The sequence below is a fragment of the Streptomyces sp. NBC_00271 genome, assembly GCF_036178845.1.
In the GTDB taxonomy this organism is placed as follows: Bacteria; Actinomycetota; Actinomycetes; order Streptomycetales; family Streptomycetaceae; genus Streptomyces.
Genome location: NZ_CP108070.1, coordinates 11,863,260 through 11,887,475, shown reverse-complemented (window position 1 = coordinate 11,887,475; position 24,216 = coordinate 11,863,260). Strand labels below are relative to the sequence as shown.

At 69.5% G+C, this 24,216-nt stretch carries 31 protein-coding genes and 4 pseudogenes; 13 read left to right on the top strand and 22 right to left on the bottom strand.

Annotation, left to right across the window (positions count from 1 at the left end; all coding sequences use genetic code 11):
• Positions 1 to 224 precede the first annotated feature (224 nt).
• Positions 225 to 532, bottom strand: a pseudogene (locus OG798_RS54560) (carboxymuconolactone decarboxylase family protein).
• Between the two features lie 143 nt (positions 533 to 675).
• Complete coding sequence (locus OG798_RS54555) at positions 676 to 1,128, bottom strand: MarR family winged helix-turn-helix transcriptional regulator (RefSeq protein WP_075033844.1); 453 nt, start codon at positions 1,126 to 1,128, stop codon at positions 676 to 678.
• 1,037 nt (positions 1,129 to 2,165) lie between these two features.
• Between OG798_RS54555 and OG798_RS54550 the strand changes: the two genes are divergently transcribed.
• Positions 2,166 to 2,579, top strand: coding sequence for a hypothetical protein (locus OG798_RS54550; RefSeq protein WP_267059734.1), 414 nt, complete (start codon positions 2,166 to 2,168; stop codon positions 2,577 to 2,579).
• 59 nt (positions 2,580 to 2,638) lie between these two features.
• Here OG798_RS54550 and OG798_RS54545 read toward each other — a convergent pair.
• Positions 2,639 to 3,860 (bottom strand): annotated as a pseudogene (locus OG798_RS54545) (IS3 family transposase).
• A 94-nt stretch (positions 3,861 to 3,954) separates the two neighbouring features.
• Positions 3,955 to 4,674, bottom strand: coding sequence for an IS6 family transposase (locus tag OG798_RS54540; RefSeq protein ID WP_266637504.1), 720 nt, complete (start codon positions 4,672 to 4,674; stop codon positions 3,955 to 3,957).
• 60 nt (positions 4,675 to 4,734) lie between these two features.
• On the opposite strand from OG798_RS54540, the pseudogene OG798_RS54535 reads away from it, so the two are divergent.
• Positions 4,735 to 5,463, top strand: a pseudogene (locus tag OG798_RS54535) (integrase core domain-containing protein); the annotation flags it as partial.
• Here OG798_RS54535 and OG798_RS54530 read toward each other — a convergent pair.
• The 4 genes from OG798_RS54530 to OG798_RS54515 all read right to left on the bottom strand — a co-directional run bounded on the left by OG798_RS54530 (position 5,439) and on the right by OG798_RS54515 (position 7,249).
• Complete coding sequence (locus tag OG798_RS54530; RefSeq protein ID WP_328755790.1) at positions 5,439 to 5,678, bottom strand: transposase; 240 nt, start codon at positions 5,676 to 5,678, stop codon at positions 5,439 to 5,441. The pseudogene OG798_RS54535 and the gene OG798_RS54530 overlap by 25 nt on opposite strands.
• A 140-nt stretch (positions 5,679 to 5,818) precedes the next feature.
• Entirely contained in the window at positions 5,819 to 6,493 is a 675-nt protein-coding gene (locus tag OG798_RS54525) for a pentapeptide repeat-containing protein (protein WP_267059773.1), read from the bottom strand.
• Positions 6,494 to 6,515: 22 nt separating this feature from the next.
• The gene (locus OG798_RS54520) at positions 6,516 to 6,821 is read right to left on the bottom strand and encodes a hypothetical protein (protein WP_267059775.1); all 306 of its coding nucleotides are present in this window, start codon (positions 6,819 to 6,821) and stop codon (positions 6,516 to 6,518) included.
• Positions 6,818 to 7,249: a DUF6313 family protein gene (locus tag OG798_RS54515; protein ID WP_267059777.1), complete on the bottom strand. Its 432-nt coding sequence runs from the start codon at positions 7,247 to 7,249 to the stop codon at positions 6,818 to 6,820. The genes OG798_RS54520 and OG798_RS54515 overlap by 4 nt, the downstream gene beginning before the upstream one ends.
• A 593-nt stretch (positions 7,250 to 7,842) precedes the next feature.
• Between OG798_RS54515 and OG798_RS54510 the strand changes: the two genes are divergently transcribed.
• The 5 genes from OG798_RS54510 (at position 7,843) to OG798_RS54490 (ending at position 9,815) form a co-directional block, all read left to right on the top strand.
• Positions 7,843 to 8,025 carry a hypothetical protein gene (locus OG798_RS54510; RefSeq protein WP_267059779.1) on the top strand — a complete coding sequence of 61 codons (183 nt, stop codon included), beginning with the start codon at positions 7,843 to 7,845 and terminating at the stop codon, positions 8,023 to 8,025.
• Positions 8,026 to 8,030: 5 nt separating this feature from the next.
• Positions 8,031 to 8,369 carry an ArsR/SmtB family transcription factor gene (locus OG798_RS54505; protein WP_267059780.1) on the top strand — a complete coding sequence of 113 codons (339 nt, stop codon included), beginning with the start codon at positions 8,031 to 8,033 and terminating at the stop codon, positions 8,367 to 8,369.
• Between the two features lie 71 nt (positions 8,370 to 8,440).
• On the top strand, positions 8,441 to 8,836 hold the full coding sequence (locus OG798_RS54500; RefSeq protein ID WP_267059782.1) for an ATP-binding protein: 396 nt from the start codon (positions 8,441 to 8,443) through the stop codon (positions 8,834 to 8,836).
• 43 nt (positions 8,837 to 8,879) lie between these two features.
• Entirely contained in the window at positions 8,880 to 9,065 is a 186-nt protein-coding gene (locus OG798_RS54495; RefSeq protein WP_267059784.1) for a DUF6126 family protein, read from the top strand.
• Between the two features lie 249 nt (positions 9,066 to 9,314).
• Positions 9,315 to 9,815 (top strand): DUF834 domain-containing protein, encoded by a 501-nt coding sequence (locus tag OG798_RS54490; protein ID WP_267059786.1) that lies wholly within the window; start codon positions 9,315 to 9,317, stop codon positions 9,813 to 9,815.
• A gap of 10 nt (positions 9,816 to 9,825) precedes the next feature.
• On the opposite strand, the gene OG798_RS54485 is transcribed toward OG798_RS54490, so the two are convergent.
• From OG798_RS54485 to OG798_RS54475, 3 genes are all read right to left on the bottom strand, one after another.
• Positions 9,826 to 10,302 (bottom strand): hypothetical protein, encoded by a 477-nt coding sequence (locus OG798_RS54485; protein WP_267059788.1) that lies wholly within the window; start codon positions 10,300 to 10,302, stop codon positions 9,826 to 9,828.
• On the bottom strand, positions 10,299 to 10,778 hold the full coding sequence (locus tag OG798_RS54480; protein WP_267059790.1) for an NADH-quinone oxidoreductase subunit B family protein: 480 nt from the start codon (positions 10,776 to 10,778) through the stop codon (positions 10,299 to 10,301). Before OG798_RS54480 ends, OG798_RS54485 begins: the two co-directional genes overlap by 4 nt.
• 150 nt (positions 10,779 to 10,928) lie before the next feature.
• Positions 10,929 to 11,279, bottom strand: coding sequence for an ArsR/SmtB family transcription factor (locus OG798_RS54475; RefSeq protein WP_267059792.1), 351 nt, complete (start codon positions 11,277 to 11,279; stop codon positions 10,929 to 10,931).
• Between the two features lie 215 nt (positions 11,280 to 11,494).
• Between OG798_RS54475 and OG798_RS54470 the strand changes: the two genes are divergently transcribed.
• Positions 11,495 to 11,674: a hypothetical protein gene (locus OG798_RS54470; RefSeq protein ID WP_267059794.1), complete on the top strand. Its 180-nt coding sequence runs from the start codon at positions 11,495 to 11,497 to the stop codon at positions 11,672 to 11,674.
• 34 nt (positions 11,675 to 11,708) lie between these two features.
• A complete protein-coding gene (locus tag OG798_RS54465) occupies positions 11,709 to 12,503 on the top strand; it encodes a 2-phosphosulfolactate phosphatase (RefSeq protein WP_267059796.1) in 795 nt (264 codons plus the stop codon).
• Positions 12,504 to 12,515: 12 nt separating this feature from the next.
• Here OG798_RS54465 and OG798_RS54460 read toward each other — a convergent pair whose 3' ends face one another.
• From OG798_RS54460 to OG798_RS54420, 9 genes and pseudogenes are all read right to left on the bottom strand, one after another.
• The gene (locus tag OG798_RS54460) at positions 12,516 to 12,929 is read right to left on the bottom strand and encodes an anti-sigma factor antagonist (protein WP_267059798.1); all 414 of its coding nucleotides are present in this window, start codon (positions 12,927 to 12,929) and stop codon (positions 12,516 to 12,518) included.
• 35 nt (positions 12,930 to 12,964) lie between these two features.
• The gene (locus OG798_RS54455) at positions 12,965 to 13,390 is read right to left on the bottom strand and encodes an ATP-binding protein (protein WP_328755794.1); all 426 of its coding nucleotides are present in this window, start codon (positions 13,388 to 13,390) and stop codon (positions 12,965 to 12,967) included.
• Entirely contained in the window at positions 13,390 to 13,797 is a 408-nt protein-coding gene (locus OG798_RS54450) for a pyridoxamine 5'-phosphate oxidase family protein (protein ID WP_267059800.1), read from the bottom strand. Before OG798_RS54450 ends, OG798_RS54455 begins: the two co-directional genes overlap by 1 nt.
• Positions 13,794 to 15,527 carry a SulP family inorganic anion transporter gene (locus OG798_RS54445; RefSeq protein ID WP_267059802.1) on the bottom strand — a complete coding sequence of 578 codons (1,734 nt, stop codon included), beginning with the start codon at positions 15,525 to 15,527 and terminating at the stop codon, positions 13,794 to 13,796. The genes OG798_RS54450 and OG798_RS54445 overlap by 4 nt, the downstream gene beginning before the upstream one ends.
• Positions 15,524 to 15,865, bottom strand: coding sequence for an ArsR/SmtB family transcription factor (locus OG798_RS54440; RefSeq protein ID WP_267059804.1), 342 nt, complete (start codon positions 15,863 to 15,865; stop codon positions 15,524 to 15,526). The genes OG798_RS54445 and OG798_RS54440 overlap by 4 nt, the downstream gene beginning before the upstream one ends.
• 159 nt (positions 15,866 to 16,024) lie before the next feature.
• Positions 16,025 to 16,381 carry a zinc ribbon domain-containing protein YjdM gene (locus tag OG798_RS54435; protein WP_323138662.1) on the bottom strand — a complete coding sequence of 119 codons (357 nt, stop codon included), beginning with the start codon at positions 16,379 to 16,381 and terminating at the stop codon, positions 16,025 to 16,027.
• Between the two features lie 247 nt (positions 16,382 to 16,628).
• Positions 16,629 to 16,793 carry a hypothetical protein gene (locus OG798_RS54430; protein WP_267059805.1) on the bottom strand — a complete coding sequence of 55 codons (165 nt, stop codon included), beginning with the start codon at positions 16,791 to 16,793 and terminating at the stop codon, positions 16,629 to 16,631.
• A gap of 436 nt (positions 16,794 to 17,229) precedes the next feature.
• A pseudogene (locus OG798_RS54425) lies at positions 17,230 to 18,033 on the bottom strand (lipid II:glycine glycyltransferase FemX); the annotation flags it as partial.
• Positions 18,034 to 18,071: 38 nt separating this feature from the next.
• The gene (locus tag OG798_RS54420) at positions 18,072 to 19,079 is read right to left on the bottom strand and encodes a DNA polymerase Y family protein (protein WP_267059806.1); all 1,008 of its coding nucleotides are present in this window, start codon (positions 19,077 to 19,079) and stop codon (positions 18,072 to 18,074) included.
• A 91-nt stretch (positions 19,080 to 19,170) separates the two neighbouring features.
• Between OG798_RS54420 and OG798_RS54415 the strand changes: the two genes are divergently transcribed.
• Entirely contained in the window at positions 19,171 to 19,509 is a 339-nt protein-coding gene (locus tag OG798_RS54415; RefSeq protein ID WP_267059807.1) for a DUF6233 domain-containing protein, read from the top strand.
• 51 nt (positions 19,510 to 19,560) lie between these two features.
• Here OG798_RS54415 and ku read toward each other — a convergent pair whose 3' ends face one another.
• Positions 19,561 to 20,478 (bottom strand): non-homologous end joining protein Ku, encoded by a 918-nt coding sequence (gene ku, locus OG798_RS54410; protein WP_267059808.1) that lies wholly within the window; start codon positions 20,476 to 20,478, stop codon positions 19,561 to 19,563.
• 111 nt (positions 20,479 to 20,589) lie between these two features.
• Between ku and OG798_RS54405 the strand changes: the two genes are divergently transcribed.
• From OG798_RS54405 to OG798_RS54395, 3 genes are all read left to right on the top strand, one after another.
• The gene (locus OG798_RS54405) at positions 20,590 to 21,465 is read left to right on the top strand and encodes an ATP-dependent DNA ligase (protein WP_267059809.1); all 876 of its coding nucleotides are present in this window, start codon (positions 20,590 to 20,592) and stop codon (positions 21,463 to 21,465) included.
• 102 nt (positions 21,466 to 21,567) lie between these two features.
• Complete coding sequence (locus OG798_RS54400; protein ID WP_328755796.1) at positions 21,568 to 22,389, top strand: hypothetical protein; 822 nt, start codon at positions 21,568 to 21,570, stop codon at positions 22,387 to 22,389.
• 206 nt (positions 22,390 to 22,595) lie between these two features.
• Positions 22,596 to 23,387 (top strand): IS5 family transposase, encoded by a 792-nt coding sequence (locus OG798_RS54395; RefSeq protein ID WP_267059812.1) that lies wholly within the window; start codon positions 22,596 to 22,598, stop codon positions 23,385 to 23,387.
• Here OG798_RS54395 and OG798_RS54390 read toward each other — a convergent pair.
• Positions 23,344 to 23,880, bottom strand: coding sequence for a hypothetical protein (locus OG798_RS54390; protein ID WP_328755797.1), 537 nt, complete (start codon positions 23,878 to 23,880; stop codon positions 23,344 to 23,346). The genes OG798_RS54395 and OG798_RS54390 overlap by 44 nt on opposite strands.
• Between the last annotated feature and the right edge of the window lie 336 nt (positions 23,881 to 24,216).

The following is a 24,216-nucleotide window of genomic DNA, read 5'->3' as shown; positions in this document are numbered from 1 at the left end:
ACGCCGGTTCCGGGGCGCCGGGTACCGAGGGCGTGACCGCGAGACCTGCGGAACGGCGGACCTTGCCCTCGGCGTTCAGATCGACTCCGTCATCGAGTGTGGATGGGGTTGGGGAAGAAGGAAGCGAAGGCCGCGCTGCAGGGCGTGATGCCGTGGCTGCCGCCGACTGGGAAGCTAACGGTGGAGGCGTCGTCGAAGCTGGACCGGCCGCTGGATGATGACGTTCATGCAGTGCGGTTGTAAGCGCTGATCAGGGCGATGAGGGACACCAACCCGGCCAACTGGTCCTCGTCGTAGCGGTTGGCCGCGTTCGCCCAGGCCTCGTCGGTGACGCCACCGGACGATGCGCGTGCCCTGTTCCGCCAGTTCCAAGGGCGCCCGCTCGGCCTCGGTGAACACCGTGCCCTCAGCCGTTGATCTGGCCGGCCCGGATCTTCATCAGTTCCTGCGTCGCGGCCGACAGAGTCGACTCCGTGATGACCTTGCCTGTCAGGCTGCGCAGCGAGTCCCTGCCGTCGACGCCCGATCTCACACACCCTCGACGACTCCCCCCATGCGCTCGCTCCTTGGAAGCAGCCGCGTCAAGGGGTCCGTCACGCCCGGCGTGTTCACGGGCACTTCGGTGACGTCAGGGCGGCCGACGCCAGCCCTCAGTAGCGCCAGAAGCGTCGTGTCCTACTCGGCCCAGGGCTCGAATCCGGTGTGAAGGACGGCGTCGAGGTACGCGCGCAGATGGGCTGCCTCGTCGGCGCCGAAGTTCTCCTCGAACTGGGCCTGCACGGCATTCCACAGTGGTAGCGCCGCCTTCAGTCGGGTGAGGCCGTCCGGCGTGATGGCGGCGATCCGTGCGCGGCGGTCGGCTGCCGATGACTCGACGGTTACCAGACCCTCGCGGGCAAGCGGCTTGAGGTTTGAGGCCATCGTCGTGCGGTCCATGGCGATCACGTCGGCAAGGCTGGTGATCGTCATTTCTCCGTGCCCACTCAGCTTCTGCAGGATGCTGAGCTGCGTCGCACGAAGACCGACGGGGGCCAGGGCCTTGTCGTAGGTCGCACCGAGGTACCGGGCCGCCTTGCGCAGGGCCAGGTTGTTGCACGAGTCGGCGGGATCCGTCGGCGCAGTGGTCATTGTCTCCTCCAGAGCTTCACCCACCCATGATACGAGCAGGTGCTCTCAAATGCGACAGTCACCCTGCCGCCAACGGTCGGCGACGGGCCGGCGGGTCCACCCCGAACCACTCGCTCTTGCCATCAAGGCAAATATGAGCATATGCTCATAGCTGTGGCGCGATGCCCCCTCCTGACCCCTCCAGCGAGCCTCGCACCCCTCCACCCGAAAGCCTTGCAGAAACCCCCATCGGATCTGCTCCCGTGCGTGGGCCGACACTCTCCGCAGCGGCCGAACTCTTCCCGAGGCTCCACCTCACCGCCCGCCGCCCGCCCGGTTTGGCGAGCTGCCGAAGCGAATCCTCCCCGAGGAGATGATCGAAGAACGGGCGACCACGATGCCGAACCCGGCGCCGAATACACACAACGCCGACAAGTGGCTCGTTCGGTACTGCCCGTAAGCCACATCAGCCCAAACAATGGAGGATTCCCATGCACGTACCCAAGCCCCTCATGGCAGTCTCGCTGGCGGTGCTCTCGATAGCTGTCACCCTGGGCTGCTTCGCCCAGGTCTTCTGACCGCCGGACAAGGCCTGGAGGCCGCCGGCACCGGCACCGGTGCCTCCCGCTCCTCAGGGTCTGCGGGCTCAATGAACGCCGCCCCGGCCCCTTCGCAGGCGTGGACCACCATCCGGCGAAGGCCGACGTCAAGGAGCTCGTCCAGGCCAAGCCGCCCAGGCCAGCGAGGAACCTTGCGGACGGCGCCCGACGGGGCCGATCCGGGGAGCGGCGTCACACCGGAGTGGGCGCGTGGGCGCACATCAAGCGGTGCCTGGCCAACCTGGCCGCCCGCGCCCTCGGCGACCTGGAGACTCTGCTCCCATGTACTCACAGCTTGCGGCCGTGACGAGGCCAGCCTGCCCCTGGTGGCGCCACGTCGGCCGGACGGCAGGCTTGCTACCAGGAAAATAAGAGCATATGCTCGTATCTACTGCTGGAATCACTGGTAGCCGGTCCATGCGTAAGCGGCCAGGGCCGGATCTCGGAAGTAGGCATGACATGACGAACGCGGAAGACAGCGATAACGGCCGCCAGGGACTCAGCTACTACCCATGGTGGCTGGACAACCTGGCCGACGACGTCACCCTGGAAGGCGCCGCCATGAACGGCACCGCCCGTGGCGCGGAGGCGGTCCGCGCCATCGTGGTCAAGGCCCGCGAACTGTACGAGTTCCAGGACTTCAGCTTCACCGGAGACTTCGGCGACAACGGCTTCCTCGAGATCTACGATGCATCAGTCCTCGGCGAGCCCATGAAGGTTGTCGTCACGGTCACCCGCAACGCCGTCGGACAGGCCCAGGAACTCGCGGTGCTCCACCGGCCGCGCAACACGCTGCTGCTCTTCTCCCGCGAGATGAACAAGAAGTTCGCCAGCACCCCCCTCGCCGAGCACTTCCTCGCCGACGAGTCCTGAGACGACGATTCCGGGGGCAGGCCTTACTGAGGCGCCCCCCGGAGTGTGGACACAGGGGATCATGCCGCGAGTGTGAGTCTACGTTCTGTTTGGTGCTGCTGTTCGAACTCGACGGGTGAGAGGTAGCCGAGCGAGCTGTGGCGCCTTCGCCCGTTGTAGTACGTCAGCCACTGGAAGAGTTCCAGCCTGGCCTGGCTGATCGTCGTGAAGAGCCTCTGGTGCATCGTCTCTCTCTTCAGCCCCTGCCAGAAGCTCTCGGCGAGGGCGTTGTCGTAACTCGACCCGACGCGGCCCATGCTCCTGCGGATCCCGAAACGGTCGCAGACCTGGGCGAACGCGCCCGAGGTGTACTGGGAGCCCCTGTCGGCGTGGAAGATCACCCCGGCCACGCTGCCGCCCCGGGTCGCCACCGCCATCTTCAGTGCGTCGATGACGAGTTCGGTCCGCATGTAGGTGGCCATCGACCAGCCGAGCACCCGGCGTGAACAGATGTCCAGGACACAGGCGAGATACAGCCACGTGCCACCGACCTGCACGTATGTGATGTCGCCGCACCACTTTTCGTCGAGCTGCCCGGCATGGAACACGCGGTTCACCAGGTCCGGGGCCGGCGGCGCGAGCCGGTCCGGGGCCGTGGTGCGTTTGCGCCGCCGCAGATGGCGGCCCTCGACCCCGTTGACGCGCATCAGCCGTTCGACGCGCTTGCGGTTGACGGTGTGGCCGAAGCCGCGCAGTTCGGCGTGGATGCGGCGGACTCCGTACGTGCCCTTGTGATCGGCGTGGATCTCGCGGATCTCCTCGACCAGGGCGTCGTCGGCCGCCCGGCGGGCCTGCCGGGCCTCCGCCCCCGCAAGCCACCGGTAGTAGCCCGAGCGCGAGACCTCAAGAACCCGGCATATCCGCTGCACGCCGAAGTCGGCGCGGTTGGGGCGGAGATGAAGTCCCAGCGGCCGGTCATGCCCTCATCTCCTTGGCGAAATACTGGGCCGCCCGGCGCAGGATCTCCCGCTCGAGTTCCCACTCCTTCTCGGCCTTGCGCAACCGGCCGAGTTCGGCCCGGAGCCTCGCCAGTTCCTCGTCCCGATCCTCTGCCGCCTCGTCACCACGGACCTGCCCACGGCCGGCGACCTCGTCGGCCTGCCGGACCCAACTGCGCAGCGTCTCGCCGCTCACCCCGACGTCCGCGGCGACCGCGGCATACGTCCGCTTCCCGCCCCCCGCGCGGTACAACGCCACCGCGTCGTTCCTGAACTCCACGGGATATGGAGACTTCCGTCCCACCAGACACCCTTCCTCGGGGCACTGTCACGTTGTCGGGTGTGTGGAGATCTGGCGGCGTGTCAGGGTGTGGTGTTGCTGGGTTCCGGGCCTTTGGTCAGACCGTGGTGGGTCGGCCGACAGCGTCGGTGATCTGGTCCCAGATGGCGAAGCGGATGGTCATCTCGGCTCGGTGGTCGGGGGCGGTCATCAGGTGGCGGTGAGGTCGGAAGTGGGGTGAGATGCCGCTGAACGCGGACAGGAACCGCTGTGCTCCACCGATGCTGCGGAAGCCCTTCATCGCGCGTTCGCGCTGCCGGGTGGGCTGGTGGGAGTTCTCGGCCCGGTTGTTCAGTCCCTTGTGTGAGCGGTGCTCGACGGAGGGCATGACCTCGCGGTGGGCGGCGCCGTAGGAGCGGAGCTTGTCGGTGACGACCACCCGCGGCACCGTGCCGGTCTTCTTCATCAGGCGGCGGAAGAAGCGCCTGGCGGCGGCCTTGTCCCGCCGGTTCTGCACGAGGATGTCGAGCACGTTGCCGTCCTGGTCGACGGCCCGCCACAGGTACTTGTGCTCCCCGTTGATCTTGATGAAGACCTCGTCCAGGTGCCACTTGTCGCCGGGCCGTGGCCGACGGCGGCGCAGTCCGTTCGCGTAGGCCTGGCCGAACTTGGCGCACCAGCGGCGGATGGTCTCGTAGGAGACGATCACGCCGCGCTGGAGCAGCAGCTCCTCGACCTCGCGGAAGCTGAGCGGGAATCGGTGGTACAGCCACACGCAGTGGGATATGACCTCGACCGGGTAACGGTGCCCCCTATACGACGGCGACGCGCTCTCCACGGACGATCCCCCTCCACCACGACCAACCAGAAGATCATCCCACCCAGTCAGTCAACGTGACAGCGCCCCTCATGGGGGTATCGCCGGATCCACGGTGAACTCGCGACCCTCGGCATCAAGGTCGCCGCATCCACCGTCTGGGAGATCCTCCGCGAGCACGGCATCCCGCCCGCGCCGGAACGACACAGCACGACGTGGGCCGACTTCCTTCGCAGCCAGGCCGACGCACTGCTCGCGTGCGACTTCTTCGAGACCCGCACCCTGACCGGGGCACGCCTGTACGTCTTTGCCGTCATCGAGCACTCCACCCGGCGCATCCGGGTCCTGGGCGTAACCGCGCACCCCACCGCGCAGTGGGTCGTGCAGGTCGGACGCAATCTCCTCATGGATCTCGAGGACGCGGGCAGCAGATCCAGGTTCTTGATCCGCGACCGCGACTCCAAGTTCACGCAGGCCTTCGACGCCGTGCTCGCCGACGCCGGACTCAGGATCGTCAGAAGCGGCATACGGATGCCGCGGATGAACTCCATCATGGAGCGCTGGATTCAGACCTGCCGACGCGAACTCCTGGACCGAACGCTGATCTGGAACCAGAGCCACCTTCTACACGCGCTCCGCGAGTTCGAGACCTTTTACAACGAGCATCGACCGCACAGAACGTTGGAGCACGCCGCTCCGCTCCGCCCGATACCCGAGCCGATCAGCGCGCCAGGACACATCAGCCACCTGGAGGTCCACCGCCGAGACCGCCTCGGCGGAGCCCTTCACGAGTACCGACATGTTGCTTGACCAGGCCGGATAATTAATCGGCACCCGCAGTGCAGCGTGGCCCACGGACCGTACCGCTCGGGCACATCCCTCCAGGCGGTGCCGGTCCGGAACTTCCACACGATCCCGTTGAGCACGGTGCGGTCGTCCAACCGCTTCCGCCCCCGCAAGGGCTCGGGCAGCAGCGGCCGGACGAACTCCCACTCGGCGTCCGACAGTTCATGGCGACGTATCACCCCACCATGATCCACCACTCAAGATCTTTTGAAGACACGACCTAGGGGACAACTGACCAGCGGGAGACCGAGGCTGGGGAAGGCGGACAGCCCCAGCCAAGCGACCGCGGGGAGCAAGAAGGCCGCGGGCGCCGGGCTTGTCAGACCCGGACGGTGCTCCTGTCTGGGCTCTGCCCGCCGCGCACCCTGTAGACGCCTGGACTCACCTCGTCGGACCGCTCGATAACAACCGATACCAAGTCGGCAGGCCACCTTGTGCGCGAATCCCAAGTTGCTCCTACCGGCAGGTGCATGTTCACAACACCTGTGAGCCGCGCACCCTTCAGGTCCGCGTCGGTCAGGTCCGCGCCGTTCAGGTCCGCGCCGTTCAGGTCCGCGCCGTTCAGGATCGCGCGGTACAGGATCGCGCGGTTCAGCTGCGCGTCGGTCAGGTGCGCGCCGTTCAGGTGCGCGGTGGTCAGCCTCGCGCCGTTCAGGTCCGTGCCGCGCAGGTCCGCGCCGTTCAGGTGCGCGCCGTTCAGGTCCGCGCCGCGCAGGTCCGCGTTGGCCAGGTCCGTGCCGCGCAGGTCCGCGCCGTTCAGGTCCGCGTTGGCCAGGCCCGCGCCGCGCAGGTCCGCGCCGCGCAGGTTCAGCTCGTCCAGCGGCGGCTTGGTGCGACTGAGCTGAAAGGCTTGCAGGAAGGGCGTTTCCTCTGCGTTCTCAGCGATGGCCTCCGCGGTTGCCGTGATGGCGGTGGCGGGGGCGTCGGGGCAGGCGAGGTAGAGCAGTCCGCGTAGGCGGGCTGCGTGCTCGGCGCGTTGAGCGTCCGTCACCACGTCTCCAGGGTAGGCCAGGGAGTCACAGCGCATCCCGTTGCTGCTTGACGCAGATGGGGCAGCGATAGCGCGGAACTGTGTTCAGCGTGAGCAGGAGTTGGACGGCTTCGTCTTCGGCCAGGTGGACGGTGTCCGTGCTGCGGGTCTGTGCAAGTGCCGCCGTTCCCATGATCACCTCGATCAAGCGGGTGAAGTGCTTCTCTGCCCATTTCCAGTCCGGTTCGGCGTCCGGCCTGGCGCCGTCGAAGGGGTGGCGGGCGCCGAAGGCCAGGACCGCGGCCTTGACGTCCTCGCCGTCCCGTTTGTGCACCTCGTGCAGGGTGATCACGAGCCGCTCCCGGATGGCGGGGGCGGGCCGGGGGGGTCGGCCAGGCGGCGCAGTTCGTCGAGGACGTCACTCAGCTCGCGCGCGTGGTGGGCCTGGATCTGCTCGGTGATGACGTAGCCGGCGGCAGCTCCGATGATGGCAGGGATTGCGGCCCAGCCGATCAGGGACAGCGGCCACGCGCACCACTGGGGGCGGACGGTCGCGGGCGAGGTGATGCCGGTCAGCACGTCGTAGGCGTTTGCCCAGCCGATCAGGAACCCGTTGAGCACGTACAGGGCACCGCACATCGTCAGCACGACGGCGCCCCGGCTGAGCAGCCAGTAGCCGAACCGGGGCAGGGCATGCCGGTCGGCCCAGCGTGCTCGCAGCCGCTGCCGTCGGCCCGGTGGCGGGGGCCCGCCGGGCGGGGGCGCAGGTGCGGAGGACACATCGCCCACGGTAGGGGCTAGATCGCCTCTCTGGCAGGTGAAGGGCGGTCTCCGCGGCAGGAATTGAAGTGTATTGCCCGGCGCATAGCGGCACGGCCGGGCCCGGCAGAGTGAGTCCGCGCGCTACAGCTGCGGTGCCGTGCCGAACTTGGCGCCGGCGTCGGTGAGCTTGGGCCCGTCCGTCTGCTGGAAGTCGGCGCCTGCCCGCGCTCACGCAGCGCCTCCAGCACCGACAGTGCCCTCTCCCAGTTCCTCATCTCGCTCCCCCAGCGTGTGCCCATGTACGCGTGCACCGAACGTAGACGCCGACACCGGTCCGGACAGCGCCAAGTCGGGGAAGGCCAGCCCACCGGGTGACACCGGCCGCCACAGACGTGCCGGGCGGGACGCCACCCGGTAAGACACTGCGGTACCGCCGGATCCGGCGGTACCGCAGTCGTCTGATGCAGGGTTTTGCGCCCGTTCACCCCTCCCGCTCAACACGTTCCAGGCCCAGCTACCGGGCCAGGGCGGGACGGCGCGACTTTCGTGCTTCGCAGGATCTACAATTGAAGAGTTCTTCAATTCGTTAATTGCATGATGTGGAGGTCGGGGTGGACACAGTCACCGAGGCGCTGTTGGCGCGGGTGCGGGCGGCCCGGGCCCAGCTGGCGGATGCCGTGGCGGCCGAGGACGTGTACGCCGTGGCGGTGGCGCAGGACGAGCTGGACGACGCGGTGCGGCTGGCCCACGGGCTCGGGCTCGACGTCGAGGCCGCAGGGGCAGACGAGGGGTGACGGGCATGCAGGTGCCGCTGTACGAGGCGAAGGCGGAGTTCTTCCGGATGCTCGGGCATCCGGTACGGATCAGGGTGCTGGAGCTGCTGCAGGACGGGGCGAAGCCGGTGCGTGACCTGCTGACGGCGATCGAGGTCGAGCCGTCGAACCTCTCGCAGCAGCTGGCGGTGCTGCGCCGCTCCGGGATCGTCACCGCCACCCGTACCGGCTCCACCGTGATGTACGAGCTGGCGGGCGGGGACGTGGCCGAGCTGCTGGCCGCGGCGCGCCGGATCCTGTCCGTACTGGCGGCGAGCCGGCGGGAGCTGCTGGACGAGCTGCGTGTCACGGAGTCGGCGCAGTGATGGGCGGACGCTCGTTCCGGCCGTGGCGCCGAAGCCGGCCCGCAGCAGCAATAGAGCATGTGCCGGCGCAGATGCGACGCCACTTCGTCTCCGTACCGGTAGGACCGGACGCGGTGCGGCAGGCCCGTGAGGCGGTGACCGGGCGCTTCGGCGGGGTCGGCGTCGCACCGGGCTCCGCGTTCGCCGACGCGGTGGTGCTGGTGGTCAGTGAGCTGATCGTGAACGTGCTGCGCCATGCACCACGGTCCCCGGTCGCGGACGTGGGCATGACGGTCGGGGCGGGGCGGCTGGTCGTCAGTGTCGCCGACGCCGAGCCGCATCTGCCCGAGCTTGAACCGGGCGCGACGGGCGCAGGGCTGCAGCTGGTGGCCGAGCTGGCCGCCGAGTACGACGGCGACGTCAGCGCGGAACCGGCCGCCGACCATGACGGCAAGGTGGTCCTCGTCCGGTTCCGCATGCCGTCGTAGGCCGTATCAACGTGGAGATCGCGGGAAGCAGGGAGACGACACTGTGAGTGATGATGCTGAGGCGACCGAGCGGCCGGAGAGCAAGCGGCGCGAGCGGAAGGCCAAGAACAGGGAGTGGCAGATCGAGCGCGGTGTCGCGATCCGGGCGGGCTTCTACATCTTCGGCACCCATCTGTTCGCCGGGTTCGTGTGGCTGCTCTTCTACCTGGGCGAGCACGCGCACAAGTAACCAGGAAGCAGAGAGGTCGCGTTCCCCACGGACCAGGGCCGACCGGCCTCGCCTTGGGGCCGGTCGACCCTATGGGAACACCGGTCCAGCAGTGAAGCTGTGGATCGAAGGAGCCGGCGGGCGGCCGTTCTCCTCGCACGCGGCCACCCCTGTCTCCCACCCCGCGCACTGCCCTGAAACACAGCTGAAGACCTCTTCGGTTGGCTGGTGGCCGTGACCGGGGTGGACGGGGAGAAAGGACTGCGGAGGTTGATCGCTGTAGTGGGGCACGCGGATCTCGCGCCCTGGACCCTGGCGCTGCTGGAGGAGGAGCTTCGCGTGCGGCTGGCCCAGTGTGCCGAGGCCGGCCGAACGGGCCTGGTCCGGGTCGGGCAGGGGCTGCCGGTGGCGTTCGGGCGGGCCGCGAAGAAGGCTGGGCTGGCGCTGGTGGCCGTGGTGCCCACGCTGAACCGGGTTCCCGCGCTGCTGCGGGAGCGGGATTGGCTGGCGGCCGGGGAGTTGCTGCTGCTGTCGCAGCAGGTGCGGCTGCTGGAGTACGACCCGGCGGACCGGGATGCCTGCGTCCGCGCGGACGAGCGGCTGTTGCGTTCCTGTGCCCGGATGGTGGCGATCTGGGACGGCACCGCGTCCAATGGCCATGACGCCACCGCTCACTTGGTGGCTTATGCGCGCAGCCACGGAATCGGCGTCGAGGTGTTGTGGCCGGACGGTGCCGAGCGTGTGCCGGGGCTCAGGGAGAAGTCGTCATGACGGCGGGTCATCACCGCGTACCAGACCGCGGCCTCCCGCACGGCGGGCCGGGCGCGGTGCTCGGCCAGGACAGGAGGAACGTCGACACCGAGGCCGCCGCGGGCACCAGCAGCAGGGTCAGCGCGAACAGCGGGAGCACTGCCTGCGCGCCCCGCGAGCCGAGGCCGTACGGCACATGCCCGGCCACGTAACCGATGCCGTAGACCGCCACCGCCGCCACCACGGCCCCGGCCACCGCCATGAACAGTCCGGACAGCGCGTCCACGGCCAGATGCGTCCCGGCCAGCGGGAGCAGCCCGGGGATCTCGGCCGACCAGCGGCTTCCGCCCAGTGCTGCCACACCCGACGCGTCACCGGCCATCCCCACGCCCGCCGTCAGCACACCCACTGCCCAGCCGCGCACCCGCTGCGGCAGGACCAGCCCGGCCGGCGCGCCCGCCACGCCCAACGCGGTGGCCGTCGCGAGGGCGGCCGGAATCAGGCTCACCGTCCGGTGACTCTCCTCAGCGCCGCCACAATCTCACCTGGCTCCGGCGGGCACCCGGGCACTTGAAGATCCACCGGAACGACGTCGGAGACGGCGCCCTCGACGCCGTACCCGCCCGCGAACTCCCCGCAGTTGATCGCACAGTCACCGACCGCCACCACCAGCCGCGGCTCGGGCATCGCAGCGACTGTGCGGCGCAGCGGCTCGGCCATGTTCCGCGTCACCGGCCCGGTCACCAGCGCCACGTCCGCGTGCCGGGGCGAGGCCACCAGCCGGGCGCCATACCGCTCCGCGTCGTACACCGGGTTGAAGGCCGCCGCGATCTCGATCTCGCACCCGTTGCAGGAACCGGCGGCGACGCACCTCACCTGCACCGAGCCGCCGAACTCCCGCGCCTGCGGCAGGACGCCCTCCGGGCGCGGCGGAGCCGGCTCGGCCACCCGCCCGGTGTCCCGGATCTTGCGCAGCAGGCCCATGAACCCTCCCTGGCACAGTGAGGACTTGTCGGCAGGTGCCCGACAGGCCACCTGCGACCGGACATACGTCACTCGGGGGTGAAGCGGCCGCCTCCCGCTACCACAGAGCGCTGTCAGTCCCGGGAAGCGGCCGCCGGTTGAGGGCCGCCGTTACGAAGGCGGTTTCGCCTGGGGCCGGGCGGCCTGCAGATCGGCGAGGAGTTCGGCCTGTCCGGTGAGCACGCCGGACAGGATCGTGCGGGCGACCCTGAGCAGCTCGGCGATGTGCGGGCTCGTCAGCGAGTAGTACACGGTCGACCCCTCCCTGCGGGTCACCACCAGGTTCGCCCGGCGCAGCACCGCGAGCTGCTGCGACAGATGCGCTGCTTCGATCCCTACCTCCGGGAGCATCTCCGCGACCGCGTGCTCGCGCTCGCTCAGCAGCTCCAGGACCCGGATGCGCGCCGGGTGGCCGAGCGTCTTGAAGAACTCGGCCTTCAGTTGGTACAGCGGCGTACTCATCGTGTCGTCGCCTCCCCGGTACGGCCACACGGCCGCACCAGGCCGTCCTCGGCGCATCGCATCAACCCACTCGTCAAACACATGTGGCCCATCCTCGCGTGGGGCAGCGGCCCAGCCGAATCCGCGCACGAGAACCGAGCCGCCCGAAACCAGCAGTGACGACCTAAGCAATTGCTAAGATTAGCAACTCTATACGCGATGTGAGGGAGGCTGGCGTGAGAATCATTCCGCTGCGTGGCGCGGGCGTCGCCTGGTTCAAGTGCCCCGCCTGCCGCCTCAAGTGCCGGCCCACCGCCGTCGGCCCGGACGGACAGTGCCCGCGGTGCGGCGGGGCCCGCATGCTGAAGCTGTCGTTCGGCGGCCGGGCCACCGCGCCGGACGGCGGCCGGAGCTGACCCGCACGCGGCTCCGCAACGGGGGGGATGGACCATGGGTGACTGGACGGTTCAGTCCGGCACCGGGATCCGCTTCGAGTGGGGACCCGCCGGCGCGGGGCGCCTCGCCGGAAAGGCTGCCTGTCTGATCGCCGTTGACGTGCTGTCCTTCACCACGGCGGTGAGCGTCGCCGCCGAGAAGGGCATCCGGGTTCTCCCGTTCTGGCTGCCGGACGGCCCCGCCACCACGGTCGAGCGGGCCGCATCAGAGAAGGCCGCCGCCGTCTACGCGCAGCAATCCGGAGCACGGCTGGCCGTCGCCCGCCACGCCGTCACGCCCGACAGTCCCTGGTCCCTCTCACCGGCCCACATGCGCCGCGCCCCGTTCGTCGCGCGCCTGGTGCTGCCGTCCCCGAACGGCGCGGCCATCGCCGCGGCCGCACCACCCCACGTGCGGGTGGTCGCCGCCTGTCTGCGCAACATCACCGCGGTCGGCAGCTGGCTCACCACCCGCGGCTACGGCACGCCCGCGCATCCGGTCGCCGTGATCGCAGCGGGCGAGCGATGGCCGGACGGCAGCCTGCGCCCCGCGCTGGAGGACCTGCTGGGCGCCGGCGGCCTCATCTCCGACCTGCACGCCCAGGGCGCGGGACCGCTGTCCGCCGAGGCAGCCGCCGCGAGAGCGGCCTACGAGGGCACTGCCGACCTCACCCGCGCGGTCGCCGCCGGTGTCTCCGGGCGGGAGCTGGCAGCCAGGGGCTTCGTCCAGGACGTGGCCATCGCCACAGAAGGAGACATCTGCGCTGCCGTGCCCGTACGGGACGGGGACGGAGCCTTCTCCCCCGGCTGAGCCCGGGCAGGATCAGTCCCGCTGCTGGTCTCCGGTCGGCCGCCCTGTCGGCCGCCACTCGTGGCGGCCCTGCGGCGGCTCGCCGTGCCGTGTGCTGTGTGCGGCGAGCGCGCCGGCCAGGTCGGCGTGCACGGGGATGAGCGGGCAGTCTCCGCCGGGGACGAGGGATCCGTCGGCGGGGATCGCGGCCAGTTCCAGGCTGCGGCCCGCTGCGGCGAGACGGCGCGCGGCCTCGGTGACCGCCAGCTGCCCCTCGGCCGACCAGCCGCGCAGTCCGGTGAGGTCGACGATGACCGGACCGGTGCCGCGGGCCAGCGCCCAGCCAACGGCACCGGTGAAGCGGTGGACGGCGTCCGGGCCCAGGTAGCCGGAGACGGAGAGGATGCCGAGGTCCCGCTCGACGGTATAGCGCCACTCGATGGTCATGTTCGTCAACTTCCTTGCGCGGTCAGCCCGTTGATTCAGAGAGGGAGGGTGATCCAGATGCTTTTGCCCTGGCCGTCGGCATCACCCCGTACGACGGCCGTGCCGCCCAGGCCGAGGGTGAGCTCCATGACCGTGCCCAGACCGCCGACACCGGTTTGGGTGACCGCGCCGTACAACGCCGGCTGGTAGGGGTGACGGTCATGGACGGCGAAGGCCAGACAGTCCTTGCCCGCCGCGTAGATGACGGTCAGCTGCGGAGAGAGGTCGACGGCATGCCGGACGGTGTTGGTGACCAGTTCACCGAGGATCAGCAGGGCCGGATCGACGCTGGGGTGACGCAGGCTGATACCCCACTCGGCCAGCGCCTGCTCGGCGGTTTCCCGGGCCATGCGGACCGCGGACGGCATCGTCGGCAGCGTGAGGACATGCCGGTAGGGCAGGGTTTCGAGCTGAGTGCTCATCACGCCTCCGCGCGGGCGAGACGGAAACCGGTCACCGTCTTGGGGTGCAGGCGCAGCAGGGTGTCGTGCGGGCCGTGGCTCCAGCCTGCGAGGGTGCGCTGGTAGTGGGCGGCCTCGTCAGGCTCGGTGATCACGTCGACCGGCCCGGCGACCGTGACGCTCCAGCCGGTACCGGTCGCCGCGCGGACCTCATCCACGTGGTAGGTCGCCGTGGCGGGGACCGCAGCGGCAGGTGCCGGGGTGCGCACCACCAGGCGGCCGTACTCCCAGGTGTGCCGGCCCGGGCGCAGGACGGTCAGGTCCCGCTGCGCGTACACCAGCCGTCCCAGCGCACTGCCCTCCAGCAGCCACAGGGCCTCGGCACCTGAGACCTCGACCATGCGCAGGGATGCGGGGGGAGTGCTCATCGGACGGTTTCCTCTGTTTCCTCGCTGCTGGGCCGGGACATCTGGGCGGGGCGGGGCGGCATGACACCGGCGGATTCCAGGTAGCTGCGCGCGCCCTGGATCGCCTCCGGCGTGGTGGCGTATTCGCGTCCCTCCAGACGCAGCAGCTCCAATGCGCCCACGGAGTCCAGGACCTGGCGCTGGCTGGGGCGTATTCCGGAGGCCAGAACGGCGATGCCGCGCCGGTTGAGTTTCTCCACCGCGTCCTTGAGGACCAGTGCGCCGGTGGCGTCGATGGTGGTCACGCGGGACATGCGCAGGATGACGACGCGTACGTCGGCGACCTCGGCCAGCTCCAGCAGGAAGCGGTGGGCGGCGGCGAAGAACAGCGGCCCGTCGATCCGGTAGGCGACGATGTGCTCGGCGAGCAAGGCATGTTCCTCGGCGCTGTGGTCGCCCTGGTCGAGGGGTATCTGGTCCAGGCGCGCCTGTTTGGCCACGGCGCGCAGGGCGAGCGTGCCCGCGACCATCAGGCCGAGGACCACGGCGTAGACGAGGTCGAGGGCGAGGGTGGCCAGGGCGGTCAATACGAGGATCAGGGCGTCGGAGCGGGTGGCCTTCGCCATCGCCTTGAGCGAGCCGACCTCGACCATGCGGACAGCGGTAGCCAGCAGCACTCCGGCGAGCGCGGCGAGCGGGATCCTGGAGACGAGGGGCGCGGCAGCAAAGACGATCACGGCGAGGATCGCGGCGTGGGTGAGGGCCGCCAGCCGGGACCCCGCCCCGGTACGGACGTTGACCGCGGTCCGCGCGATCGCGCCGGTCGCGGGCACCCCGCCGAACAGCGGGGCGGCGATGTTGGCCAGGCCCTGGCCGAACAGCTCACGGTCCGCGTCGTGCTTCTGGCCGACCGTCATGCCATCGGCCACGGAGGCCGACAGCAGCGACTCCAGCGCGGCCAGTGCCGCCACAGCGGCCGCTGGAGCGAGCAGCGAGCCGAGTGCGCCGATGTCGAGGAAGGCCAGCGAGGGGGCGGGCAGGCCTGATGGCAGGGCACCGATCGGCTTCGCCGCGTCCAGACCGGCTACCTGGGCGACGACGGTGGCCGCGATCACCGCGAGGATGGAGAAGGGCACCATGGGCCGCCAGCGAGCCCCGGCAAGCATGACGGCGGCGACCGCCAGGGCGAAAGCTACGGCGGTCCAGTTCGGGTTCTTCGTGAACGCCTCCAGGGCGCGCCAGGTCACCACGAGGACACGGTCGCCCTCCGGCTTGGGTACCCCGAGGGCATTCGGGATCTGCTGCAGACCGATCACACAGGCGATGCCCAGCGTGAAGCCCTCCACAACGGGCGCGGGCACGTATTGCATGTATTTCCCGGCCCGGAGCAGGGCGAGCGCGACGAGCATCACGCCCGCCATCAGCCCGACGGTGAGAACCCCGGACGGCCCGTGCTCGGCGACGATCGGCACCAGCACGACCGTCATCGCGCCCGTCGGTCCGGACACCTGCAGATTCGAACCACCGAACACCGCGGCCAGCGCGCCGGCGATGACCGCGGTCGCCAGACCCGCCTCCGCGCCCAGCCCGGAGGAGACGCCGAAACCGAGCGCGAGCGGCAGCGCGACGATCGCCACCGTGAGGCCGGCCAGCAGGTCCCGGCGCGGGTCGCGGCGTATCTCCGCCAGATCCGTACGGCCCGGCAGCAGCGCGGTGAGCCGGGCCCCGGCCCGGCCGAACGAGAGTCTCATCGCCCGGCGACCTGAGTTTCCCGCAGCTCTGCCAGCAGCTCGTTCTTCCCTGCCAGCATCTCGGTCAGAATGCGGCGCGCGGCCCCCATCAGGTCGGCGACATCTCCGCTGGCCAGTTCGTAGACCACCGTCGAGCCTTCGCGCCGGGAGGTGACGATGCCCGAGCGCCGCAACACCGCCAGCTGCTGCGACAGGCTGGCGGGCTCCACCTCGATCTCGGCGAGCAGCGCACGTACCGGCATCGGCCCGTCCTGCAGCAGCTCCAGCACCCGTATCCGTACGGGATGCCCCAGCATCCGGAAGAACTCGGCCTTGGCCTGGTACAGCGGAACGGACACGACTCCTCGACTTCCCCGGCAGCGCCCCACCCGGGGCAAGCGAAGGCTGCGCCCGCGACTACCTGCAGGCATAGCTATGACAGCATCTAATCAATTGCGAAATTTTGCAATTCGGCATCCGACTGCTGCCGGGGCGCCCCGGCGACTGGGGCGGGCTGGTCAGCCCTTCTTGACCACGCTCGACTTCAGCTGCATCGCCCCGAAACCGTCGATCTTGCAGTCGATGTCGTGTCCGTCGACTCCGTCGACCAGTCGGATGCTGCGCACCTTCGTGCCGGCCTTGATCCCCGAGGGGCTGCCCTTGACCTTGAGCGCCTTCACCACGACCACGGAGTCGCCGTCCTGCAGCACATTGCCGACGACATCCTTGACGACCCGCTCCGCGGGGGCGCCGGAATCCGTGCCGCCCTCGGCGGGCACCCATTCGTGGCCGCACTCCGGGCACACCACCAGGGCGTTCATCTCGTAGGTGTACTCACACGAGCACTTCGGACAGGGAGGAAGATTCTCGATCACCCCGCCAGCGTATCTGGCCTCGCTCTCCGTCCCGACAGGACGAGAAGGCCCCGGCGGCCGCCAGGCCGCCGCAGTCTTCGTGGCCCCGGTGACGCTTTCGTGGTCCGCGCTGTCGCGTACGTCTTGGTGATGCCGAGGCGGGAGGAAGAGCCCTCCACGACGCTCCTCTCGTCAGCGAAAGCAGCGATCAGCGCCTACAAGGCGATGTTGTTAACCGAGCCGGGCAGGCCGTGACTAGTGAGGTGGATCAGGCCGCCGGTGCCATCCGGGAACACCGGAGCGGGGCCGACCGGCCGTCGAACTCCCACCGCGACACCGTGTTCACGCGGCCCCAGTTCACCCCGGCCTCCCGATGGGCGGCCGGGGTGTCCGAGACGGCGTCCGTCAGCGGAGTCCGGGACGGGTCGGGCATCACCGGATCATCAGCGGCCGCGACCGGCGCGACAGTGAAGTACCGGCGATCGTCCTCCGACTGCCCGCGGAAGCGGCGGATCCAGCGTCGGACCGTGCGCTCAGCCCGGTCCAGATGCGTGGCGGCGGCCTGGCGGTGGCCCCAGAACCCGGGGGACGTTTCCAGACCAGCCCCTTTTCACCTCGGCCGCATCCGCCCACCGCGGCCAGATGGTCTCCGGGAGCAGCACGTGCGGATGCCGCAGTCCGAACACCGCGGCCGGCGCGGGCGTACGAGCAGACGGGACCCGAGATCACCGTGCACTTCCCGCGGCCGGCCGTGCCCCACGGCACGAGGACCACCTTGTTCAAACGGACCATTCAATTGACCCGCCCTCAAACTGGCGCCCCACGCACACGACACAGTCATCGACGATCCGCACGAGGCTGCCGTGAACTCAGCGCCGGGACATGTAGAGGTCGAGGGCCTTGTGCAGGGCCTTGCTGAGCGGAAAGTCCCACTCGCCGAGGTATTCCACGGCCTCGCCGCCGGTGCCGGCCTTGAACCGGAGCAGGCCCAGCAGGTGATTGTCCTCCTCCAGGGTGTCGGTGATGCCGCGGAAGTCATAGATGCTCGCGTCGAGTTCGTGGGCGTCGGACATCATCCGCCACTGGATCGCGTTGTTCGGCTGGACCTCGCGCTTGCGGCTGGTGGAAGCTCCGTAGGAGTACCAGACGTGTTCGCCGACGGTCAGCATGGTGGCCGCCGCAAGCACCTCACCCTCTTGGTGAGCGAGGTAAAGGCGCATGCGGTCCGGGTCCTCAGCCGTCAGCGCAGTCCACATCCTCTGGAAGTAGGCCAGCGGGCGCGGGATGAACCGGTCCCGCTCGGCGGTCTCGATGTAGATCTCATGAAAGGCGGGCAGGTCCTCGTATCCGCCCCGCACGATCTCGACGCCGGCCTTCTCCGCCTTCTTGATGTTACGGCGCCACTGCTGGTTCAAACCCCGCTGGACCTCCTCCAACGACCGCCCGGCGAAGGGAACTTGGAATACATACCGCGGCTGCCCGGCGGCGAAGCCGTCCTCGCCACCAGGCTCAGCCTGCTCCCAGCCCATCCTGCGCAGCCGGTCCGCGATGTCGAAAGTCCGCGGCTCGTGCACGGTGGCCTCCACATCCCGCAGCCGCCCGGCCAGCGGATCGGCGATCGCGGCCTTGACCGCCTCAGCACTCCAGCGGCGGGCCACCACCGGCGGCCCCAGCAGCATGGGCCTCGCCTCCACGGGTGGGGTCGGGCGGGTCAGGAGACGCGCAGGAGTGTGGTGGCGGGGCGGATCGCGCCGGGCCCGAACTTGGCGCGGATGCGGTCGCTGACTTCTTCGGCGACCAGCCGGGCCTCGCGCGCGCCGTCGAAGCTGATCTGCTCGGCAACCTGGTCGGCGGCGATGAGGTCCTCGCCTTTCAGGGTGATCCCGGTGAGGCAGCCGCGCTGGAGTCCTGCCGCGTCGATCAGCCGGTAGGCGAGCGTGCGGAGGTCGTCGTCGTGGGCGGAGGCCTCCGGGAGCCGGCGGGTCTTCTCCCACGTGGTGCCTTGGGCGAAGCGCAGCGCCAGGGTCAGGCCGCGGGCCGCCTGGCCACGGCGACGCAGCTGGAGGGCGAGGGTGACGACCAGGTCGAGCAGGGCCGCGCGGACGGCGGCGCCGTCCAGGATGTGCCGGGGGAAGGTGCGGCTCACGCTCGCGGAGGCGGGCAGGGCGCGCGGGGCCACAGGGCGGGGGTCGATGCCGCGGGCCCGGTCGGCCGCCTGGCGGCCGGCCCGGCCGCCCAGGAGGCGCTGCACCGTCGCCGGCGGAACGGCGGCGAGCAGGCCGACGCAGTGCACGCCGTAGTCGCGCAGGACCTGGGCCTGGCGGGGGCCGATGCCGTGGAGAGCTTCCACGGGCAGCGGTCCGAGCCAGTCGGCCACCTGGCCGGGGCCGACGGCGAGGACGCCGCCCGGCTCGGTGATCTGGCCGGAGGCGGTGGCCGCGACCGTGATGGACGGGCCGATCCCGACCCGCACGTCGACACCCAGCCGGGAAATGGTCCGCACCCGCAGCACCTCCCCCAGCCGACGCCCATCCACGCCGTGGTAGCGCAGCGCGCCCTTCAGCTCCACCAGGGCCGCCGACGGGGGCAGCGCCTGGACAACCGGGGACAGCTCCGCCAGCTGCTCAAGGACCTGCCGGTAGACGTCCTCCGCCAGCCGGTCCGGGCAGCGCACATGCATCACACTCCCCGCCCGTCGTGCCTCCGTCCCTGCCTCCATGACACCCACCTCCTCCACCCCACGTTATCGAACTAGAATTCGAACACGCGAGACGGAGAGACCGGTCACCCTCAGATCTAGAATCGGAAACATGTTCGATGACCTGCCACCTGACCTGGCGCGACTGCTCACCCTGCGGGTGTGGCACGCCATGTGGCTGCAGCGCATCGACACCAAGATCGCCGCCCTTCAGAAGCGGGAAGCCGAACAGGAACACGGCCAGAAGAACCGGCCGCAGGAGCCGGACTGGATCATCGAACTCGGCATCGGCAACGGACGCCCGCCCATCGAAGTCCATGTCGGCGGCTGCTACGCCGCGGGCAAACGACGACGCCCCGTCCCGCGCGACGAAGCCCGCCGCCTCCTCACCTCGGGCGTGCGCGCCTGCACCCACTGCAAACCCGACGCCCAGCTCCGCATCCTCGACTGACCCGCCGCCGATGCCGCGTCTCTACTCCCCCGTCCTGCACGGGACTTCGGCCTAGGCACCCCGCTGCCGCCGGGCCGGCTTCTTCGCCGCCGCGGCCTTCTTCGCAGTCCTCTTGGCGGGCGCCTTCCCCGCTGCCTTCTTCTTGGCCGCCGGCATCTCATGGACCTCGGCATCACCCGCACCCTCGCCGCGCGAAGCCTGGGCCTTGCGGACACTCTCCTGCAGCGCGGCCATCAGGTCGACAACCTGGCCGCCCGTCTCCTCAGCCTCGGTCGGTTCGGGCGGCTGCCGGCCCTCGGCCTTCGCCTCGATCAGCGCTTCCAGAGCCTTCCGGTACTCGTCCCGGTAGCCGGAGATGTCGTCCGTCGTCATCGAGTCGACCAACTGCAGCGCCTCGTCGATCTCGGAGTCCGTGACCTTGGCTTCCTTCGGGGCGAGCTCAGAGGGGTCGCGCACCTCGTCGTCCCACTTGAGCACGTGCGCGACCAGCGCCCCGTCCCGCACCCGCAACAGCACCAGGCGCTCACGCCCGTGCCACGCCAGCTTCGCCACGGCCACCTTCGTGTTGCGGGCCAGCGCCCGCGCGATCAGGACGTACGGCTTCGCCGCGACCGGGCCGTCGTACTGCAGGAAGTAGCTGTCTCCGCTCAGCCGCACCGGGTCGATCGACGCAGCCGGCACGAACGCGACGATCTCGATCGCCTTCGCGGTCGGCAGCGGCATCTGCTCCAGCTCTTCGTCCGTGACGGCGACCAGCGTGTCCTTGGAGACCTCGAACCCCTTGCCGATCTCGGCCGCGGACACCTCGCGGTCCTCCGCCTCGCAGTACTTGCGCACCCGCACCCGGCCCAGGTCTTCCGTATGGACCTGATGGAACCGGACCGAACGGTCCTCGGTGGCGCTCATCAGCTTCACCGGAATGGTCACCAGACCGAAGCTGATCGCGCCGCTCCACAGCGGTCGGGGCATCACAGACCTCCACGACAACCCCGAGCCCCACCAGCCTAGAAGCCCCCAGAGCGGCCCGCTTCCCGACGACACCGACGCGCACCACAGCTGACACCGCCGCAGGCTGGACGGGTGGACTGGCCCGCCTCCGTCGCCCTCGCCCAGCCCGTACCGGAACTGCCCACCGGAACGGACTGGAGCTATGAGGTGAAACTCGACGGCCACCGAATGATCATGTGGCGGACCGAAGCCGGGGTCCGCCTGCAGGCCCGCTCCGGACGCGACGTCACCGCCGCATGGGGAGACCTCGCCCTCGCCGGCCACCACCTCCCAGCCGGGACCGTTCTCGACGGCGAGGCCGTCATCACCACCGAGGACGGACGGATCAGCTTCGAGGCCGCACAGGCCCGAGCCGCCTCCTCCCCCACCCGCGCCCGCCGCCTGGCCGCCCAGCGCCCCGCGCACTACATCGCCTTCGACGCACTGCAACTGCCACCGCCGAACGGGGACATACGAGCGCAGCCGTACAGCGAGCGCCGCGCTGCTCTTCTCAGCCTCCTGGCAGGCCTGCCCGCGAACACCCCGATCCAGGCCGTCTCTAGCACCACCGACCGCGACACCGCACTCACCTGGTACGACACCCTCCACGACCAGGGCGTCGAAGGCATCGTCGCCAAACGCACCACCTCCCCCTACCGGGCCGGCCGTGCCGGAGCGTGGTTGAAGATCCGCCACGCGGACACGATCGAGGCGACCGTGGCCGGATTCACCGGCACCGCGCGCCAGCCGCGGGCACTCGCCGTACGGCTCCCCGACGGCCGCGTCGCGCTGTCCCAGCGCCTGACCACGGCCTTGGCCACCCGGATCGCCCCGCGCCTGGCCCCCCAGTCCGGACGCGCGTACACGCAGGGCGGCGACGCCTACACACCCGCGAGCGGGAAGGTCGTCGTAGAGGTCGTGGCAGGCACCACCCGGCACGCGGTCGTCACTGTGGTTCGCCTGCGCTGACCCGACCACAGGCTCCTGCTGGACTGCACCTCGGCCTGCTTGGTCTCCTCCTTCGCGGGCAACGGAGTTCCCGTATGACCGCGGAGCCGATATTCATCGTTCATGACAACCGCCGACCACGGGTCCGGAGCCACCAGCGCGCATGAGACCGATAGGGAGAAGCTCGACCGCATAGCCGCCTACGTGGACGACCAGCGCAAGGCGGAAAAGAGCTGGTTCCAGCAGTGGAGCACGTTCACCGTGTATCTGGCGCTTGCGGCGTTCTTCTTCGGGATCGGTACCTGGTCCGATCTGCGCAACCGTATCGCCGCACCGCCCCCGGATCCCGCCCAGTTGACCAAGGACAGCTTCGTCAAAACGCTCGAGACCTTTTGCAAGCCCTACGCGGGACAGGTTCCGAACAAGAACAAAGACACCGGATTCGCCCGGGTCGCCGCCGATGATCTGGACGTCCTGAAAGTACGCCAGCAGATGGGCCTCGTTTGGACCACCTATTCCGCCCCGACGGGCATGGCCCCAAAGGACATCGGCTCGTTAGCATCGATCAAGTCGAGCTACTTCGCCGCCAACTCCTTCCTCCAGGGCGCAATCGGCCGGGCAAAGGCAGGCGACCGCGACGGCTACGCGCTCGACGTCGGCCTGTACCGGCAGGCCAACGCCGCCTACCTGAAGGCACCAGCGACCTCGGCTTCACCATTTGCGCTCACTACTGGGGCGTCGACGACGTCCCACAGACACCCCCGTAAGGGTCACGGCCGGCGGCCGAGGCTGTGTTTGCCACCCCGGTCCCACCCGCCAGCCCTCCAGTGGAGTCAAGGCTCACTTACACACTTTCTCGGCGCCGCCAGACGGAGTCAAAACTCAGTAGCTGTTGTCGTTCCGATCTTGAGGGGTGCGCATCGAACGGGAGTCTCGATCGGGTGATCGCAGCTGGCTGCGGGCATGAGTACAGGGCCTCTTGGTAGCTCGGGGTTGCGAAGCCAACCGAGATCCAGGAGACCCTGTTGCCGCAGTTGTACGCGCTCGCGCCGGTGGAGTTCAACTCGGCTGCACCGACGTGTGATTGTGTCGCTCACCGGTTCGGGAATGCGGCCGATCACCCGGAACGTGTTCGGCGGTATCCCTCGGACATGACGGACGCGGAATGGGCCGTGGTCCGGCCGCTGCTGCCGGTGCCAGGCTGGATGCGCGGCCGGGGAGGGCAGCCCGAGGGGTACTGCCACCGGGCGATACTCGATGCAATCCGCTACCTCGTCGACAACGGCATCAAGTGGCGGGCCATGCCCGCCGACTTCCCGCCATGGGACCGGGTATACGCGTTCTTCCGCCGCTGGCGCGACCACGCCTTGGTCAAGGAGTTCCACGACCGGCTGCGCTCGAGGATCCGCGAGAGGGAGGGGCGGGACACGGAGCCGACGGCCGGCGTGATCGACTCGCAGTCCGTCAAGGCGGACGCCGTCGTCGGATCGGACAGCCGCGGGTTCGACGGCGGCAAGCTGATCAATGGGCGCAAGCGGCACGTCGTGGTCGACACCCTCGGTCTGCTGCTGGGGGTGATGGTCACCGCCGCGGACACCGGCGACCGCATCGCCGCCCAGGTCCTGCTGCGCCAAGTCGCCGACGCACACCACCGGCTGGCCATGGTCTGGGCCGACGGCGGATACACCGGCAGCCTCGTCGAGTACTGCCTGGCCACGCTCGCGCTGGTCCTCGCGATCGTCAAGCGCAGCGACGGCCAGAAGGGGTTCGTGGTGCTGCCCAAGCGGTGGATCGTCGAGCGCCTCTTCGCCCACCTGATGCGCACCCGCCGCCTGACGCGGGACTACGAGCGGCGCACCACCAGCGCCGAGGCGATGGTCTACTGGTCGATGATCCTGCTCATGACCCGCCGCCTGGCCCGGCCACACCCTGCGCGAGCGTGAACCGGCCCGGCGCGGGTTCGGCCAGCCAGCCGCGCGCGACCAGTCGTTTCGCCTTCGACCGCAGTGCCTCCACTCGCGCCGGCACCACATCCATGCCAAACACGGCGGCCATCTCCTGGCAGGTCACCGGCCCTTGATGAAGCCGGACACGGTCCGCGAGCGCCTGAAGGATACGCTGGTAGTCCACCGACAGCACCGACCAGGGCAACTCCTCACGCCACACCGGCACCTGCGATTTCGGCTTCACCGCACCCCGGGGCGCCGACGGTGCGTCCGCATCCAGCGCACCCGGGGTGATCTCCGTGCCGGCGGTGTCGCCGCCATCCGGAGCGAGCACCGTATCGACCCGCCTGCGGGCGATCCTCCACTCCTGCCATTCCTGCTCGGCCGCGGCCAGCTCGGCCTGGATGCGGTCGGCCTCCTCTCGCAGCTCGTCCACGCGACGGCGAGCACCCAGCTCACGCTGTTCCAACAGCCCAACCACCGACGGCATTCACGACCTCCCGAGGAGCGACTGCACGACAGGCGACTACTCCCACGGGATCTCCGAACCTACGCCCGACCAGCGGAAACACAGCCCTCAAGTCCGGAAACAACAGCTTCTCAGCCATGCTGTCCCCTCGACGCAAATGATCAACACGGCCCATCCTCTCCTACACCACTGACAGCGGCAGACATCCATCTCTGCGCACACTGACCCGTCGGACAGGCCCTTGGCGCACCGCCGTGGGACTGCAGGATCACTGATGCCTAATCAGGTCTGACTGCGACGTTTGGCTTCGGGCGACCTGAAACGAGGGTGTACGACTGAGTGCCGGTCTAGATCCAA